11 protein-coding genes are annotated in these 14,541 nt (G+C 45.7%); 3 read left to right on the top strand and 8 right to left on the bottom strand.

Annotation, left to right across the window (positions count from 1 at the left end; translation table 11 throughout):
* Positions 1-101: 101 nt before the first annotated feature.
* The 5 genes from ACL6C3_RS24085 to ACL6C3_RS24065 form a co-directional block, all read right to left on the bottom strand.
* A complete protein-coding gene (locus ACL6C3_RS24085) occupies positions 102-566 on the bottom strand; it encodes a hypothetical protein (RefSeq protein WP_413161806.1) in 465 nt (154 codons plus the stop codon).
* Between the two features lie 405 nt (positions 567-971).
* Positions 972-1,820, bottom strand: coding sequence for a M48 family metallopeptidase (locus ACL6C3_RS24080; protein ID WP_413161803.1), 849 nt, complete (start codon positions 1,818-1,820; stop codon positions 972-974).
* A gap of 287 nt (positions 1,821-2,107) precedes the next feature.
* Positions 2,108-3,289 (bottom strand): GGDEF domain-containing protein, encoded by a 1,182-nt coding sequence (locus tag ACL6C3_RS24075; RefSeq protein WP_413161801.1) that lies wholly within the window; start codon positions 3,287-3,289, stop codon positions 2,108-2,110.
* A 107-nt stretch (positions 3,290-3,396) separates the two neighbouring features.
* Positions 3,397-4,155, bottom strand: coding sequence for an ABC transporter ATP-binding protein (locus ACL6C3_RS24070; protein WP_413161798.1), 759 nt, complete (start codon positions 4,153-4,155; stop codon positions 3,397-3,399).
* Between the two features lie 354 nt (positions 4,156-4,509).
* Positions 4,510-5,757, bottom strand: coding sequence for an FtsX-like permease family protein (locus tag ACL6C3_RS24065; protein ID WP_413161796.1), 1,248 nt, complete (start codon positions 5,755-5,757; stop codon positions 4,510-4,512).
* Between the two features lie 339 nt (positions 5,758-6,096).
* Here ACL6C3_RS24065 and ACL6C3_RS24060 point away from each other — a divergent pair, with 339 nt between their 5' ends.
* Both ACL6C3_RS24060 and ACL6C3_RS24055 read left to right on the top strand, forming a co-directional pair.
* On the top strand, positions 6,097-7,602 hold the full coding sequence (locus ACL6C3_RS24060) for a GMC family oxidoreductase (RefSeq protein ID WP_413161793.1): 1,506 nt from the start codon (positions 6,097-6,099) through the stop codon (positions 7,600-7,602).
* A 3-nt stretch (positions 7,603-7,605) separates the two neighbouring features.
* On the top strand, positions 7,606-8,400 hold the full coding sequence (locus ACL6C3_RS24055; protein ID WP_413161791.1) for an NAD-dependent epimerase/dehydratase family protein: 795 nt from the start codon (positions 7,606-7,608) through the stop codon (positions 8,398-8,400).
* A gap of 369 nt (positions 8,401-8,769) precedes the next feature.
* On the opposite strand, the gene ACL6C3_RS24050 is transcribed toward ACL6C3_RS24055, so the two are convergent.
* Positions 8,770-9,735 (bottom strand): GNAT family N-acetyltransferase, encoded by a 966-nt coding sequence (locus ACL6C3_RS24050; protein WP_413161789.1) that lies wholly within the window; start codon positions 9,733-9,735, stop codon positions 8,770-8,772.
* A gap of 608 nt (positions 9,736-10,343) precedes the next feature.
* The gene (locus tag ACL6C3_RS24045) at positions 10,344-11,474 is read right to left on the bottom strand and encodes a glycosyltransferase family 4 protein (protein ID WP_413161787.1); all 1,131 of its coding nucleotides are present in this window, start codon (positions 11,472-11,474) and stop codon (positions 10,344-10,346) included.
* Here ACL6C3_RS24045 and ACL6C3_RS24040 point away from each other — a divergent pair.
* Positions 11,473-11,622 (top strand): hypothetical protein, encoded by a 150-nt coding sequence (locus ACL6C3_RS24040; protein WP_413161784.1) that lies wholly within the window; start codon positions 11,473-11,475, stop codon positions 11,620-11,622. The genes ACL6C3_RS24045 and ACL6C3_RS24040 overlap by 2 nt on opposite strands.
* 186 nt (positions 11,623-11,808) lie before the next feature.
* Here ACL6C3_RS24040 and ACL6C3_RS24035 read toward each other — a convergent pair whose 3' ends face one another.
* Positions 11,809-14,511 carry a chloride channel protein gene (locus ACL6C3_RS24035; RefSeq protein ID WP_413161782.1) on the bottom strand — a complete coding sequence of 901 codons (2,703 nt, stop codon included), beginning with the start codon at positions 14,509-14,511 and terminating at the stop codon, positions 11,809-11,811.
* Positions 14,512-14,541 lie beyond the last annotated feature (30 nt).

Raw genomic sequence — 14,541 nt, 5'->3', positions numbered from 1 at the left:
TTAAGTCAACTTTTAACAAAAATCATAATACAGCGAGAAGATATCCCGAAGATTTATTCGGGGGGGGTGAGGATAAAAATCGAGTCGGGGGACTCAAAAAATTAGAATTCATCCGCAAACTCAATACCCGTCGAAGCCCAACTAAAAAAATCAGGAATCAGGCGAACAAATTGCTTCATCACGTCGTCATTGACCCAGAGAACAACCGGAAACTGAAACTTACAAAATTCCTCCCGAACATAGTTGGTTGCGATCAAAAGTTCCCGCAGATGACCAACCGACTCAAACCCATAAACCATGACCGCATCGGGCGAATAGGAGTTAAAATGTTCGGCAAGGGTACCATAAAGGGTTTCGGTGGAACTCTTTAAACACAATTCTTCAAACTGAACCGGGGACAATTGATGTAACTGATCGATCATCTGACTTCGCAGTTCAATCCGGTTACAACAGGCTAAAATTAAACAAAACTGATCCTGAGCAAAAGTAATTGATCGGACAAGTTGTTTAAGAGAATTAAAATTTTGTGGACTCACTCGTTGGGGAGCCTCAAGAGAAGCTATCATATTTTATAAGTCTCCAAATCCAATACAATTTTCGACAGGTACATTTAAGGGTTCAAAAGGAGAAATCCTTCTCTAAAAGTCAGGTGAGGTGCGAAGGCGATTCGCCCCTCGGGAGTGGGTAAGCAACATAGGAATATACTCTTACTCTACTCTATAAAAATACCAGTCTAATAGTAGTCTATCTTTTGAGCCATTTTTTGAACAGATCGAGTTTATACAGACATTCAGCAAAAAAACCCGATTTCTTTGAGAAACCGGGCTTCTAGGCTAGTTGTCGGGTAGGTGAGTCCCGATAACTGAACGGCTGAAATTAGAAACTTTTGCTCTCACCCACCAACCCGTTAGAAAAATTGGCGAAGATCTTCTCAAAGAAACCGGGCTTCTCGGGAGTACCTTCACTAATTTTTAAGAGAATAGACGCTGAATTTTCGCGCTGTAAGCCGCGTTATCCATCCCCGAACCGTTATCGGCGTAGGTGGGATTAATCATCGCTTCCAGAGCGGAAATACGGTCATTTGTGGCGGGATGGGTGCTTAAAATCGTGGGAACCGAACCCCCCTGAAGCAGTTTTTTCATAAAGTCAACCGCCCCCCTTTGGTCATAGCCGGCTTTTCCGAGGTTGGTAATGCCAAACTGATCGGCTTCGTATTCGGCTTTACGACTGTTGGGGCGTCTGAGGGCTAATTCTACCCCAATTTGGATCGCCAGACTTTCATCGAGTCCGGCCGCTGAGGCTACCCCTTGGGCGACGGCCATTTGACGCATTTGTTCAACAGAATGACGCCCAACAATATGACCAATTTCGTGGGCGATGACGCTGGCTAATTCCGCTTCATTATCTGCCGCTTCAATTAACCCTTTATTGACATAAACAAAACCCCCCATTGTCGCAAAAGCATTAATACTCGAATCATTCACCACTTGAAACGTATAGGGAATATTGGAACGTTCGCTAGTTTGGGCTAAACGCTGACCAATTTGATTAATATATTGTGTGGCTTCGGGGTTGCGAAGGATTTTAACTTCCTTCGTTAATTGTTCGTTAATTTGACGGCCCAGTGCCACTTCTTGCTGATTGGAAAGGGTTGTCAGTTGAATAACTTGAATCCCTCGTAAAATTAAATCTCGCCAAGAAATCGCTTGAGTTGCGGGGGCTGAACTAATCCATATACTAAAAGCAACGGTAATCGAAATTAGGGGATAAAACCAAGGACGAGAAGAACGTCGCTGTAGAAATGAAAAAGATTTAAACATAGTCAACGGGTGTGAAAATCGGGAGCAATGCAGGCTTTGAAACCGCCTGGGATGGAATTGATATCCTGTCTTAAATCTGTAGACGTATTTTGTCGCCTCGAAGTTCAGGCAACATTACTATTGCATACCCATCTCAACAAACCCATCCCGGAAAATGTGAGTAATCTAAGTTTATCGTTTAATCAATCAATGGGTAGGTTGATGTTCCTGCTGAACTCACTCCTGGCCGAGCGGGTGATGTATAAGCTCCTTCATCAAACCAGTATAGCAACTTTCCCCCGCCCCTTTTAGAACGGCAATTCATCCGCCGAACTTGAAGTTTCATTCAACGCAACAACTCGATTCCGTCCTTGCTTTTTGGCTTGATATAGGGCTTCATCTACTGCGATAATTAATTCTTCAATTGACTTATTTTTTCGCTCCCAGGTTCCGACTCCCAAACTGATGGTATAGGGAATAGAACCGTTGGCTGCGGGTTGATTTTCTACGGCAATTCTCAATCTTTCGGCGACATCAACGGCTTCATTTAATGAGGTTTCGGGGAGCAAAATTAAAAATTCTTCCCCTCCCCAACGACTCAAGAAATCGTAGGAGCGAAGGTTGTCTGCGATCAGGTCAGAAATATGTTTTAAAACCAGATCGCCCCCCTCGTGACCGTAGGTATCGTTAATCAGTTTAAAGCGGTCGATATCCAATAAAATTAATGAAAATTCGCGGTGATGGCGGCTGCATTTGGAGACTTCTTGCTTTAAATATTTTTGCATCGCCCTGCGGTTCAACGTGTTGGTTAAAAAGTCGTTATTTGCCAAATTATTCAGGTCTTGATAAAGCCGCTGGCCGATCATCATCATAAATCCGGCATTTCGCAAGTAATCAAACGCAAAGGTTGACCCCAATGTGGCGGTATTGATAACATTGGATTCAAATAAAGCGTTGACTGGAAAAAATATCATGGCGACGATCCGAAACATTAAAATTGCCGATTCTCCGCCCAACGCGATCGCCGTAAAGTAAGCCGAGGTAGAAAATCCGGCGGTTTGACCTTTAATTAAATTGTAAATTGCCACACAATAGGCGATCGCAACTGAAAAACAAATGCTACAATTTCTCCAGAAGTAATTGCTGTTAATATAAACCAAATAAACCTGAGAAATGGCAAAAACTGTCCCCGCAAATATCCAGAAAAAATAAGGGGGTTTTTTGCCGACAAACTTACCAATTGCTACGGCGTAAAAAATCCGGGCAAAAACGGTGAATAAATTTCCAACAAACCGCAAAAACAGGAACTCGGGTTGAAGCGATCGCAACAGAAAACAAAGAAAACCGAGGGAAGAAAAAATAGTTCCTGCGGCGTAAATACCAATTCCCCGATATTGATTGGCTAACAAAAAGAAAAAAATTAAAATGGTAGAGTGCAGCATCGAAGCAACACTGACCATTAAAGACATCGTTGCCGGATCGAGATTCATGGAAATAGTTCAAGCTCCTAACTCACACAATTCAGCCCGATAAAGACAAGCTTAACCAATAGAGAAAGGCAAACTTAAAACATTCTGACTCCGAAACTTGCTTGAACTTATTCTTGTTTGATCATGCCATCTTCAAGATCGAGAATGCGATCGGCAACGTCTACAATACGGGGGTCGTGCGTTACCATCAAAACGGTCGCACCTTCTTCTTTCGCCAATCCTTTGAGCAAGTCAATTACCGCTCGGCCGCTACTCGAGTCTAGCGCTGCGGTGGGTTCATCTGCCATAATCAGAGGCGGATGTCCGGCCAACGCCCTGGCGATCGCCACCCGTTGCTTTTGTCCCCCGGATAAGTCGCGAGGGAGATGTTTACCCTTTTCTCCCAAACCGACCTGTGAGAGTAAATGTTCGGCTTGATCGCGAGCTTTGCTCCCCTTAATCCCCTTAATATTAAGAGCAACTTCAATATTTTCGATCGCATTCAAAGCGGGAAACAAGTTAAACCCCTGAAAAATAAACCCAATATTGTGAAGGCGGAAACGGGCCAACTGAGAACGGGACATTTTAGTAATATCTTCATTCCGGAGAATAACCTGTCCACCGGTGGGGGTGAGAAGTCCCGCCAGAATGGAAAGTAAGGTCGTCTTTCCCGAACCGCTAGGCCCCATCAACAGTTGAATATCACCCTGTTGCACCTGCAAGTCAATCCCTTTGAGAACCTTAAAACTTTGGCGTCCTGAGTGATAGGTCATTTCCACTCCCAAGCCCTCAATAGCAACGGGCTTAACGGGGGTATGAACTGAACCATTCATCGTCTGAGTGGGGGTTCTTTTGAGTTTAGCCCAGTTCATTTTTGAACCTATCATATTTTTATTGTCGTCTGGTATGGGCATAAATTGCAGGCCGGACTAAGACTTCTTGCGATAATTGCCAAGCAGATTATCACTTCAATTCTAGTTTGATTTTATACTCCTTTGGAGCAAGCCTTGCTTCTGTCCAAGGAGCGTTGTTGTTTCACAGAGAAATATTCACTCCCGCAGGATGCCGGGGACTGACTTCAATGCTACTATCAGCGAATTATCGCAGTATAGGCTAATCCTCATCAATTCAAGCCTCTTTCAAGACAGTTGGAGAAACTTTGCGTGAAAACCCTCACTTCTCCTAATCTACAGTCGAAACTCAAAAATGCCCAATTCCTCCAACCCATCATTTGCGATCGGCTAGGCTTTAAATACGATCGCCGGATCGACCTGAGTCACCTTCTGAATGGCAAAAATCGCCGATCCCGCACACATAATCACCGTTAGCCCAAAGACCATTACAGCAGAAGTCGGCGTAATCAAAATTAAGATCCCCTGACTCGCCGAAGCCCAAGTTGTCACCCCCATACACAACGCCATCCCCGGAATATAGCCCAGCAACGCCATCCAAAGCGACTGTTCTAAAATAACACTATATATCACCTTATCGGGCGCTCCCATCGCTTTGAGCGTCCCAAACTCCTTCAAGTGATCGGAGACGGAAGCATAAAGAATTTGTGCCACCACGATCATCCCGACCAAAATACCCACCGCAGCGCCCAAACTGAGAATAAAACCAATACCCGTCCGCTGCTTCCAATAGGTTTGGGTGCGATCAGACATTTCTTCGGTTGTATAGGTCTTAACGTTGGGTAAAGCTTCCTCCAGGCGTTGTCTGAGTTCATCAATATCCTGACCCGGTTCGACTTCTATCAACACAAACGAGATCGGATCGGTTAGCGTTAACTGTTTGGGCGCCGAAGAAAGGACTTGTTTCTCTGCGGGGTTCGTATCATCGAAGATATTGACACATTTTAAATCCCCCTGTTCCAACTTACAACGGGTGCTAGTTTGTAAGCGGGCGTTAACATAAGCGTTAGCATTTTTTAAGGAAGTAAAAATTAACTTATTATTAATAATGGGTTGAGTCCCTTGCGTCACCCCCACCAAACGCGCCTCCAAACCGCCCAACGTCGCCGCCTCTCCCAGTTCAGTCACGCCCAAAGATTCTAAATTGTTTTCGTCGATAATCACGCCGTAGGGTTCTTTGAGGCTGTTAATGTCCCCTTGAACCACGTTCCAGGGCGAAAATAACGTTCCCTCCGGCGTCGAACCAACAACCGTCACCGCATGAATTTGACCCGAGGGATCGCGCCAACGCGCACTGCGAAAAATCAGCGCTTCGGCCCGTTTTACCCCTTTAACCTCACGGGCTTGCACCATATATTCTAACGGCAAAGGCATCGTTAACTCCATGTGAATCATATCTTTTGAAGCGACCCACAGTTCAGCATTGGAGTTATCAATTAGCAGCGAAGAAGACTTAACAAACCCGTTGAGAATCCCGTTTTGAATCGTTACCAGACTGACAGCAAACATAATACCGGCCTGGGCTGCAATAAAACGGGGAAGATCTTCAAATAGGTTCTTACGGGCGATCGAAGCCATAACAATTCAGGTGTTTGTAATCGAACTCTAAATGTTAGCATAGCTCAGACCTGTATTCGGGTTCAGTTCATCTTGATTCATTTCCGAGTATTTTGTTGTAGGGGCGCCGACTAATAAGGGCGTTTAGCCAAACGCCCCTACGCCCAATGTTTGTTATTCTAATCGAACAGGGGACAGTTTTTCGCTCCCCTCCTCACCAGTGTTTGTTATTATTCGGTGCAAAAATCCTGAGAAACCCCCCAACCGTTTGCAAAGAGACGCATCAGAGTTTGAGGCCGGAAAAAGTATTTTTTTGTTACCTTATCTCTTATTTGAATAATCCTACATTCGGAGAACAGCGTGGGTTACGATTTTGATGCAATAATTATTGGTAGCGGTGCAGGAGGCGGAACGGTTGCATTTGCGTTAGCCAGCGCCGGAAAACGGGTTCTCTTAGTTGAACGCGGATCAAGATTTTCCGACTCAACCGCCTTCCAGGACGAACGCCGAATGTTGATCGACAAAGAAGCCTTCGACGATCGCAATATTGAAGTCAACGGACGCCAAACCCGCTTACACATTTCCGGTATACTTGGAGGCGGAACTTCCCTTTATGGCGGCGTTCTCATGCGTCCTAGCCGCTATGACTTCCATCCCGGTAAATATTACAGCGAATGGCTTCCCCGTCATCTCTGGGACTGGCCGATCGCTTACGACGATCTCGCCCCCTACTATGATAAAGCCGAACAATTATTTCAAGTCAGCGGCGCCCCGACTCAAATTCCCAACGTAGAAACCCCAAGCAACGGTTATCCCTGCGACGTTCCCGCTTTAGCCCCCATCAACCAACACCTGGAAAAAGCCATCCAAACCGCAGGTTTTACCCCGTTTCATTTACCGTTTGGAATTGATTTTAATCGCTGTTTGCGGTGTCCAAGCTGTCCCGGCTTTTACTGTCCCAACGACGCCAGAGCCTCTACAACCGTTCGGTTAATTGATAAACTGGTTGAAAATGGCAATTTACAGCTAAAAACTCTCACCGAAGCCGATCGCCTCGTGACCAACCCTCAAGGAAAAGTCACCGGAGTTGAACTACGCGATCGCCAAACCGGTAACATTGAACAACTCACCGCTAAAGTTTACATCCTCTCCGCCGGCGCGATCGGGAGTCCCGTCATCCTGCTAAAATCGGGCTTAACCGGACGTAGCGACCAAGTGGGGCGAAACTATATGTTTCACTGCGGCGCCCTTGCAGCGGGCTTTTTTGTCGGGGAAACGGGCGGCGCCGACACTTTGATCAAACAACTCGGCTTCACCGATCTCTACCTCGGTTCTTCAGAATTTCCCCACAAACTCGGACTCGCCCAAACCGTCCCCGTTCCCGGACCGCTTTCGATCCAAGCAGAACTTCCCTTTCCCCTTCCCACCGCGATCGCCCGTTTTCTGCTAAAACGAATGTTAGTTATAACCGGCTTAGTCGAAGATATACCGCAAAGCGAAAACCGCGTCGAACTGGGTCAAAATGGAGAAATTCGCCTAACTCACCGCTTCCATCCCTACGACGTCTACCGTTCCAAATATTATATGCGACAACTGAGAACCGTCTTCCGTCAGGCCGGCGCCGTTTTCACCTACGGGGTAACGGGGGATAAAGACGAAGTTCATACCTCCCACCAAGCCGGAACCACCCGTTTTGGTACCGATCCGCAAACGAGCGTACTTGACCCCGATTGCCGTTTGCACGACCATGATAACGTGTTTGTGGTAGATGGGGGATTTATGCCCAATTCTTTGGGGGTGAGTCCGGCTTTAACGATTATGGCGAATGCTTTGCGTGTCTCAGAAGTCATCAAGGAGAGTTGTTAAACCATGAAAAAAACGGTTGTAATTACTGGAATTTCGGGAACGTTGGGGAGTGCGTTGGGAAAGGTTTATCTGCAACAAGGCGCCCATGTGGTTGGAGTCACCCGTCAGCTAGACTTTCAGGGGGAAGGCTACAGCGAGTTGTGCATTTCTCCCCAAGAAACGATCGAAGATGCACAGAAGTTGTTTAGTTACGATCCCGATGTGGTGATTTTAAATGCGGGTCAAATTGAAACGGAAGTGGGAGAGGGGGGAGTTCCTCTGGTAGAATTGGTGGAGTCGATGAACCGGGTTAACTATACTTGGCCTGCCGTCGTCGCCGTAGAAGCCGCCAGACACAAGCGCGATCGGCCGTTGGATGTGATTGCAATTGGTTCTATTGCTGATGGGAGTCCGTCCTGTTTCGGGCCGGTTTATCATTCGGGAAAAATTGCCCTTCATTATTATTTTTCGGGTGTCGGACCGATCGTTTATTATTCGAGTGATAAAATGATTCGGTTGCGGTTGTACCGTCCGGGGGTAATTGCGGGGCCGTTAGCTTGGGCGCCGGTGAACCGTTTGAACGAAAAAGCCTATAAAATTCGCGAAAACCGGGTTAATTCTGCACCTTCAGCCGATCACGTTGCCGAAACCATTGTCAACTGGATCGAAAGAAGTAAACAGTGGGTGGGAACCTACGACGAACCGTTTAGTTTCAAGATTTTTAAATACATTTTTGCGCTGTTTCCTAACGAATTTTATCGTTTGCAACTGTTGGGTTGGCCGAGGGGGAGTAAGTTCGTTAAACCGGCGGAAAAATAAACCCATTTTTTCCATTTTTCCCGTTTTGTAGGGGCGCAAGGCTTGCGCCCTTACGCCCCAAGGTGTGATTTGAACTATTTTTTAAACGAAACGGCTTTCAACGGCGATCGCGTGAGTTACATTCCAAAAACCCGGTTTTTAAAGAGAAGCCGGGTTTTTAATTAAATTTTACGGTTTTGTGGGGGCGCATTGCCATGCGCCCCAAGGTGTGATTTGAACTGTTTTTTAAACGAAACGGGGTTCAATGTGGCTATTAATATTTTGATGGGAACTGAAGTATAACTGTTCACTGGGGGGCGGTTTTATTGAGGTTATTTCTAACTAACAGATGTCTCTACAAAACCCGCCCCTAGAGTGTTAAGTTGAATGTTATGCGGCGACGGGTTTAACCCACGATAAAACCGTTTCTACCGGACGAAACCCGACCGACTCATACAGGTGATTGGCACCGGTGAGGCTTTGAGAGTCTACACTCAGTTTAACGGTATCGATGCCGGCTTGTTGTAATTGACGCATTCCCGCAAATAACATCGCCCGTCCTAACCCCATTCTGCGGAAACCCCGTCGAGTCCCCAACCATTCGATCCAGCCGGTGTAGGCTTTGGCGTGGGGTTGAGGTTTCAGACGACAGCTACACATCGCCGCAAAGGTGCCGTCGGGGGCGATCGCAATGATGTCTAATTCCGGTTGATAATCGGGGAGGGTATGCCAATATTTGACGGTTTCTGCGGTAATATCGTGGTGGTTCCAGTGATCGACGAAAGATTGATTAAACATCTCCACCCAAGCGGGAATTTGGTCTTGATTTTTCAGATAAGATAACTGAAATCCTTCGGGAAGTTCGATCACGGGTAAGGGTTGATTTAGCGATCGCTCTAAGGTTAAGAATTCTCGTTTAATTTGAAAGCCTTGTTGGTTAAATAATACCGCCCGATCTACTTGATCGTCTCGGCTATCGGTTAAAAGTCTGACGGGTCGATGTTTTTGTCTTCCCAGGTGTTGCAGGTGTTTTTCACTCCATTGAATTAATTCGGCTTCTAACCCTTGATGTCGCACTTCTGGATGCACGAATATCCACAAGTTACCGTTTATTTGTTCGGTTGATTCTTTATGTTCGATTAGGGCTAAACCGATGAGTTGACCGTTATAATTTTCGATGAAGTAGGTATCACAATTTCGTTCTAATTCTGGGCAATTCAGAATCAGTTGAAATTCCGCTAATGATACGTCTTCGTCTAGGCGATCGTAAGTCGCACAGGTATTGACTAAAGCCGCAATCGTACTTCGATCTGTTGCTTTTTGGTAAGACCGTCTCGTTAAGTTTGCTAACAACATAAATTTCATTCGATTTGACGAATGGTTTGCAGAATTGGTTCAATAATCGGTTTGGCTCTTGAATTTTTAGTGAATCAAGAACCTGTTTTTTCTCCCGGTTTTTCGGGAATTTTGGAAATAGAAATTTGGGTGAATTTAGTTTGAAATTTGTATAAATACAAAAGTTAGCTAATTGATTAGCTTCTCACAAATTTCCTAAATTCTGACAATAGGATTTTGAAAAAGAGAACACCAAATTTCAGCAACCTCTCAAGATTGCAGAAATTTTCATGTTCTCATGTTAGACACTCATAAAAAATTGACCTGTTTTTAGGTTTTCTGATGTTTTTCTCAATCGAATCAGATAAGGTGTTGCCAGTTCGACCTCTGGCTCCTGGAAAGCAACCCAACCTGATTTTTTAACCCAACGCTTAACTCTGCTATGTAAAGAAGGATTCCACCTCCAAGGAGGGATTTACCCTTTTTCTAAACGATGTTCTGTTTCTGTTCGTTCCGGTCTATGGGGGTTGTTTATATACTTCCCCCGAGTTTAGTATAACCTTGGATTTGGGTTGTTGTCAAGAGCGAGGGGTGACTGAAGGGAATAAAATCTTGAGATTTTAGGCGGTTTAACATAATTTTCTCATTAAGGCTAAGAGTTTTTTCGCGCTATTTTCCCAAGAAAATTGTTGGGCGGTTTTTTTAGCGTTTTGACGAACTAAAGCTTGATTTTCATCTTCGAGAACCCGATGTAATTGTTGTCTTAAAGATTCTCGATTCGGTTCGGCCCAATGGGGGGAATTTTGCGGTTTAAAATACTGAGTATCATAACAGTTTCCCAAAGGAACTAAATCGTATTCAATCGGATAACAATTACTAGGATTTGCATATTCAGTTGGGCCGCCATAAAGGGGCATAATCACGGGTAAACCTGCGGCGAAAGCATCGAGAATTTTAATGGCAAATCCTTCGCCCCGAAAGGGAGCAACTAGGACATCTGATAATAAATATAATTTGGCTAAATCGCTTTTATTCAGGAGTCTTCTGAGGATATAAATCGAGGGCATTTTTCTGCCGTACTTGGCGCTCAAGCTTTCGATCATTTTAGCCAAAGTCGGATTGTTGCTCCCCCCATCTTTTATAATCAGCATCACCCGAGGATTTCCCTGAAACTCCTCACAAAACAAAGGCAAAAATACATCGGTTCCAAAGCGATATAAATCCCAAGAATTAGTTAAATGAAGAAAGCGTTTAATCTCCGGTGATTTTTTTGAATTGACTTGAACTTCTAGGGGGGAAGACTTTAATAAGATGGGATTGGCTGCCAAGGGTAAAACCGAAACTTCTGATTCAGAACATCCCGCCTGTAATAAAATCTGTTTACAATAGTGACTCACCGCCAATTTATGATAAGAATTATTCCGGGTTGATGCAATCCAATCATCGTCGGGTTGGTCGTTGCGAGCGAATTCATAGTTAATGGCAAATAACTCTAAATTCACATGACCTTGAAGCTTAATATCTCGGGTGGTCTGCCAGTAATGAGACCATTTTAATTGAAACAGTTCTGAGGGGGATTGTTTCATCCAATATTCCAACATTTCTTTTTCTTCACTGTCGATAACTTTGATCGCATCCCGAGAAAGTTTCGACGGTTCTATTGAAACCGGAACACCGAATTGAAACAAAGTTTTCGCCAAACTTAATGTAATATCGGCGAAAGAATTGAAATATTCAAAATCGACCTTAAAATGAACCATGAAAGTAGATGTTCAGAAGGCAGAAGAAGGCAACAGGGGAAAGGGAAAAGGGAAAAGGGAAAAGGGAAAAGGGGAAAGGGAAAAGGGGAAAGGGGAAAGGGGAAAGGGAAAAGGGGAAAGGGGAAAGGGGAAAGGGGAAAGGCAATAGGAGAAAGGCAATAGGAGAAAGGCAATAGGCAAAAGGGATGACTGTAAGCTGTAAAAACTGGTCACTGATTACTGTTAATTGAAAAACTGAAAAACTGGTGACGGGTTCGCAGCGCGGTCTTGGTGGCTTCCATCAAGGAGCGACTGCGAACCCGGAGGGTGACTGGTAATGAGTGACTGTAAAGGTTTACTCGGCGGAATGACCCATTGCGGGACGAACCAAAATGACAGTACAATCACAGTAGCGGGCGATCGCTTCGGGAATATTGCCTTGAATAACTTGTTTGAGCATTCCTTCGCGGCTGGCACCCAAAACGACAACATCACAATGTTCTCGATAAGCAAAATCAATCACGGCTTCGGGAACAAATTCGGAAGTCACGGCCGTCATTCTCACCCGAGAATTCAACAAAGAACTTAACTCCTGAGACGTCTGCTCCCAAGCTCGTTTTTCGCTAACAGAAATGCTTTTATTCATCACTTTTAATAAGCGAATTTCGGGTTGATGACTCAAATTAGTTAAAGCGGGTAACAGTTGAACGGCAACCGATTTATTGGCATCATCGCGTATGGGAACTAACCAGCGTTGCCAACCCAAAAGAGAATGTAAGCGCAATTTTCGCTTGGTATTAAAAGGATCGACCATATGGGGCCATTTAACCAACACCACCTCACAGCTACAGGCTCGAATAATCACATCTACGACATTACCAAAAATGCGATCGCTGGTGCTAGATTTCCCCTGCCAACCCATGAGAATTAAATCAATATGTCGCTCTTTAGCGGTTTCGAGAATGGCTTGAGCGACATCATTTGTAACTCGGACCTGAGTATGGAGAGGAATTTTCCAGGCTCGCCCCATTTGTTCGGCTTGTCGCATCAAACGCCGACTTTTGGTTAATTTAACGGGCGTTTCGCTGGGCGAACGGTGGCGGGGAATGGTAATGACGTTTAAGCATTCTATCTCATAATTGCGTTCGCGGGCGATCGCGGCGGCAATTTCCAACAGGGAAGAAGCGGTTTGCGGGTTATAAAGCGAAACCAACATCCGTCCTTTACCGACTTGAGGCGCTCGGGTTTGATAAACCACATAGGAAGGTTCCGGATGTAACCCAACTTGTCGATCTTCACCGCTAAGAACACCCAACTCAGCTTTAATAATATCACTGCGGGTAATAATCCCAACCAAATGACGGCCTTCGACAACGGGTAAACGACTGGGTTTGTATTTACCTAACAAATAAAGAACTTGAGTTAGGGTGTCATCGGGCTTGACCGTAATCGGTTTTGGCGTCATAAATTTGTATAACGGCGTATCCTCGGGTAAACTCTGCTGACTGGCGTTACTCAAATCTCTTTGGGTAACTATTCCGACAAGTTTGCCGTTTTCAACGACGGGAAAACCGCGATGTTGGGAGCGAGAAAACTCTTGTCTGACGTCTAAAAGGGTTAACTGACTCGATAAGCTTTCAACCGATGGCTGCATGACATCTCGGGCGAGTAATTTACTCAAGGCTTCGCGATCGAGTTGATCATCTTTTAACTCAATACCGTTTAATTTTAAAAGGCGATCGTAAAGGGAACGTTTATCAACTTTATCGGCGACAAAATAAGCCACAACTGAACAAATCATCAGTTGTAAAACTAAGTTAAAATCTCGGGTAATTTCAAAAACAATCACAACCGCAGTGATCGGCGTTCGAGACACCGCACAAAAGAAAGCGCCCATTCCGGCATAGGCGTAGGTTGTGGGCGATTCTAAATGAAATAAGCTATATTCCCAAATGCCGATCAATTTACCCAAAGCCGCTCCTAAAACCAGGGAAGGAGCAAATAAACCTCCGGGTGCCGAAGAACTGGCTGCAATGGTGGTGAGGACAAAGTGAGCGATAAAGGCCAGGGCGGTGATTTTCAGATTGAGTTCCCCACTCAGGAGGAATTCCCGCAAACCGGCATTATTGCGAAATTGAATCGGTAAAACCGAGACAATTAACCCGCACAAAAACCCGGCCAATGCCATGCGGACGGGGAGTCCCAACGGAAAGGTTTTTCGGCTGAATTTTAGGGAAGAAACGATTCCTCGGCTAAACAGGGTTCCAAGGATACCGGCTAGAATGCCCAAAATGATGTAAAACGGGATTTCGCCCGGTTCAATTAACCACTGTTGATAGGAAAGTTCGAGGAGTTCCGGCGATGGGGGTTCAAAGTCGGGGTTTTGTCCTTCTAACAACCGGGAAACGACCGCCCCGATGAAGGAGGCGATAATCGCAGGGCCGAGGGTGATCCCGGAAACATCGTGGAGTAGGTCTTCGACGACAAATAAAACCCCCGCAATGGGAGCGTTGAAGCCGGCTGCTAACCCGGCGGCGGCACCGCAGGCGATGATTTGGCGGCTGTAGTTGGGGGAAGTTGGCACCCAACGCCCGATCCAACCGGCTAGGGCGGCGCCGATTTGAACGGTTGGCCCCTGACGTCCGAGGGTGAAGCCGGAACCCATTGTAAACATCGTTCCCAGGAGTTTGGAGACGGCGACTCGAAAATCGAGAGAAATGGGCATTCCGCTTAAAGCGGCTTTGACTTGGGGAACTCCGCTTCCGGTGGTTTCGGGGGCAAATCGTTCGACGAGAAATCCGGTGAGAAAGCCGCCAATTAAGCCGACACCCGGTAAAAAGACCCAAATCGGCACGGGGGCGTTTAGGGAGCCGTACACGCGCAATGAACCCAACCATCCGGCTCCTTCTCGCAAGAAAAAGGCCGCCAGTCCTGAGACGACACCGATCAGACAGGCTTCGATAATGGCAAAGCGTCTCGGTGATTGGGGTTGCAGGATTTGGGCGGCGATGATTTTGAACTGTTTTGAAAGTTGCTCGGGAATAGAAATTCGCAACATATGATATGATCAAATGTTAGGGTAATCGTT

It is taken from the genome of Capilliphycus salinus ALCB114379 (genome assembly GCF_047276495.1).
In the GTDB taxonomy this organism is placed as follows: Bacteria; Cyanobacteriota; Cyanobacteriia; order Cyanobacteriales; family Microcoleaceae; genus Capilliphycus; species Capilliphycus salinus.
The sequence above is the reverse complement of the archived record's forward strand: the minus strand, read 5'-3'. Positions and strand labels throughout refer to the sequence as shown.

Coding starts and splice junctions, on each gene's coding strand:
- ACL6C3_RS24085 (WP_413161806.1), bottom strand. CDS start 566: ATGATAGCTTCTCTTGAGGCTCCCCAACGAGTGAGTCCACAAAATTTT.
- ACL6C3_RS24080 (WP_413161803.1), bottom strand. CDS start 1,820: ATGTTTAAATCTTTTTCATTTCTACAGCGACGTTCTTCTCGTCCTTGG.
- ACL6C3_RS24075 (WP_413161801.1), bottom strand. CDS start 3,289: ATGAATCTCGATCCGGCAACGATGTCTTTAATGGTCAGTGTTGCTTCG.
- ACL6C3_RS24070 (WP_413161798.1), bottom strand. CDS start 4,155: ATGATAGGTTCAAAAATGAACTGGGCTAAACTCAAAAGAACCCCCACT.
- ACL6C3_RS24065 (WP_413161796.1), bottom strand. CDS start 5,757: ATGGCTTCGATCGCCCGTAAGAACCTATTTGAAGATCTTCCCCGTTTT.
- ACL6C3_RS24055 (WP_413161791.1), top strand. CDS start 7,606: ATGAAAAAAACGGTTGTAATTACTGGAATTTCGGGAACGTTGGGGAGT.
- ACL6C3_RS24050 (WP_413161789.1), bottom strand. CDS start 9,735: ATGTTGTTAGCAAACTTAACGAGACGGTCTTACCAAAAAGCAACAGAT.
- ACL6C3_RS24040 (WP_413161784.1), top strand. CDS start 11,473: ATGAAAGTAGATGTTCAGAAGGCAGAAGAAGGCAACAGGGGAAAGGGA.
- ACL6C3_RS24045 (WP_413161787.1), bottom strand. CDS start 11,474: ATGGTTCATTTTAAGGTCGATTTTGAATATTTCAATTCTTTCGCCGAT.
- ACL6C3_RS24035 (WP_413161782.1), bottom strand. CDS start 14,511: ATGTTGCGAATTTCTATTCCCGAGCAACTTTCAAAACAGTTCAAAATC.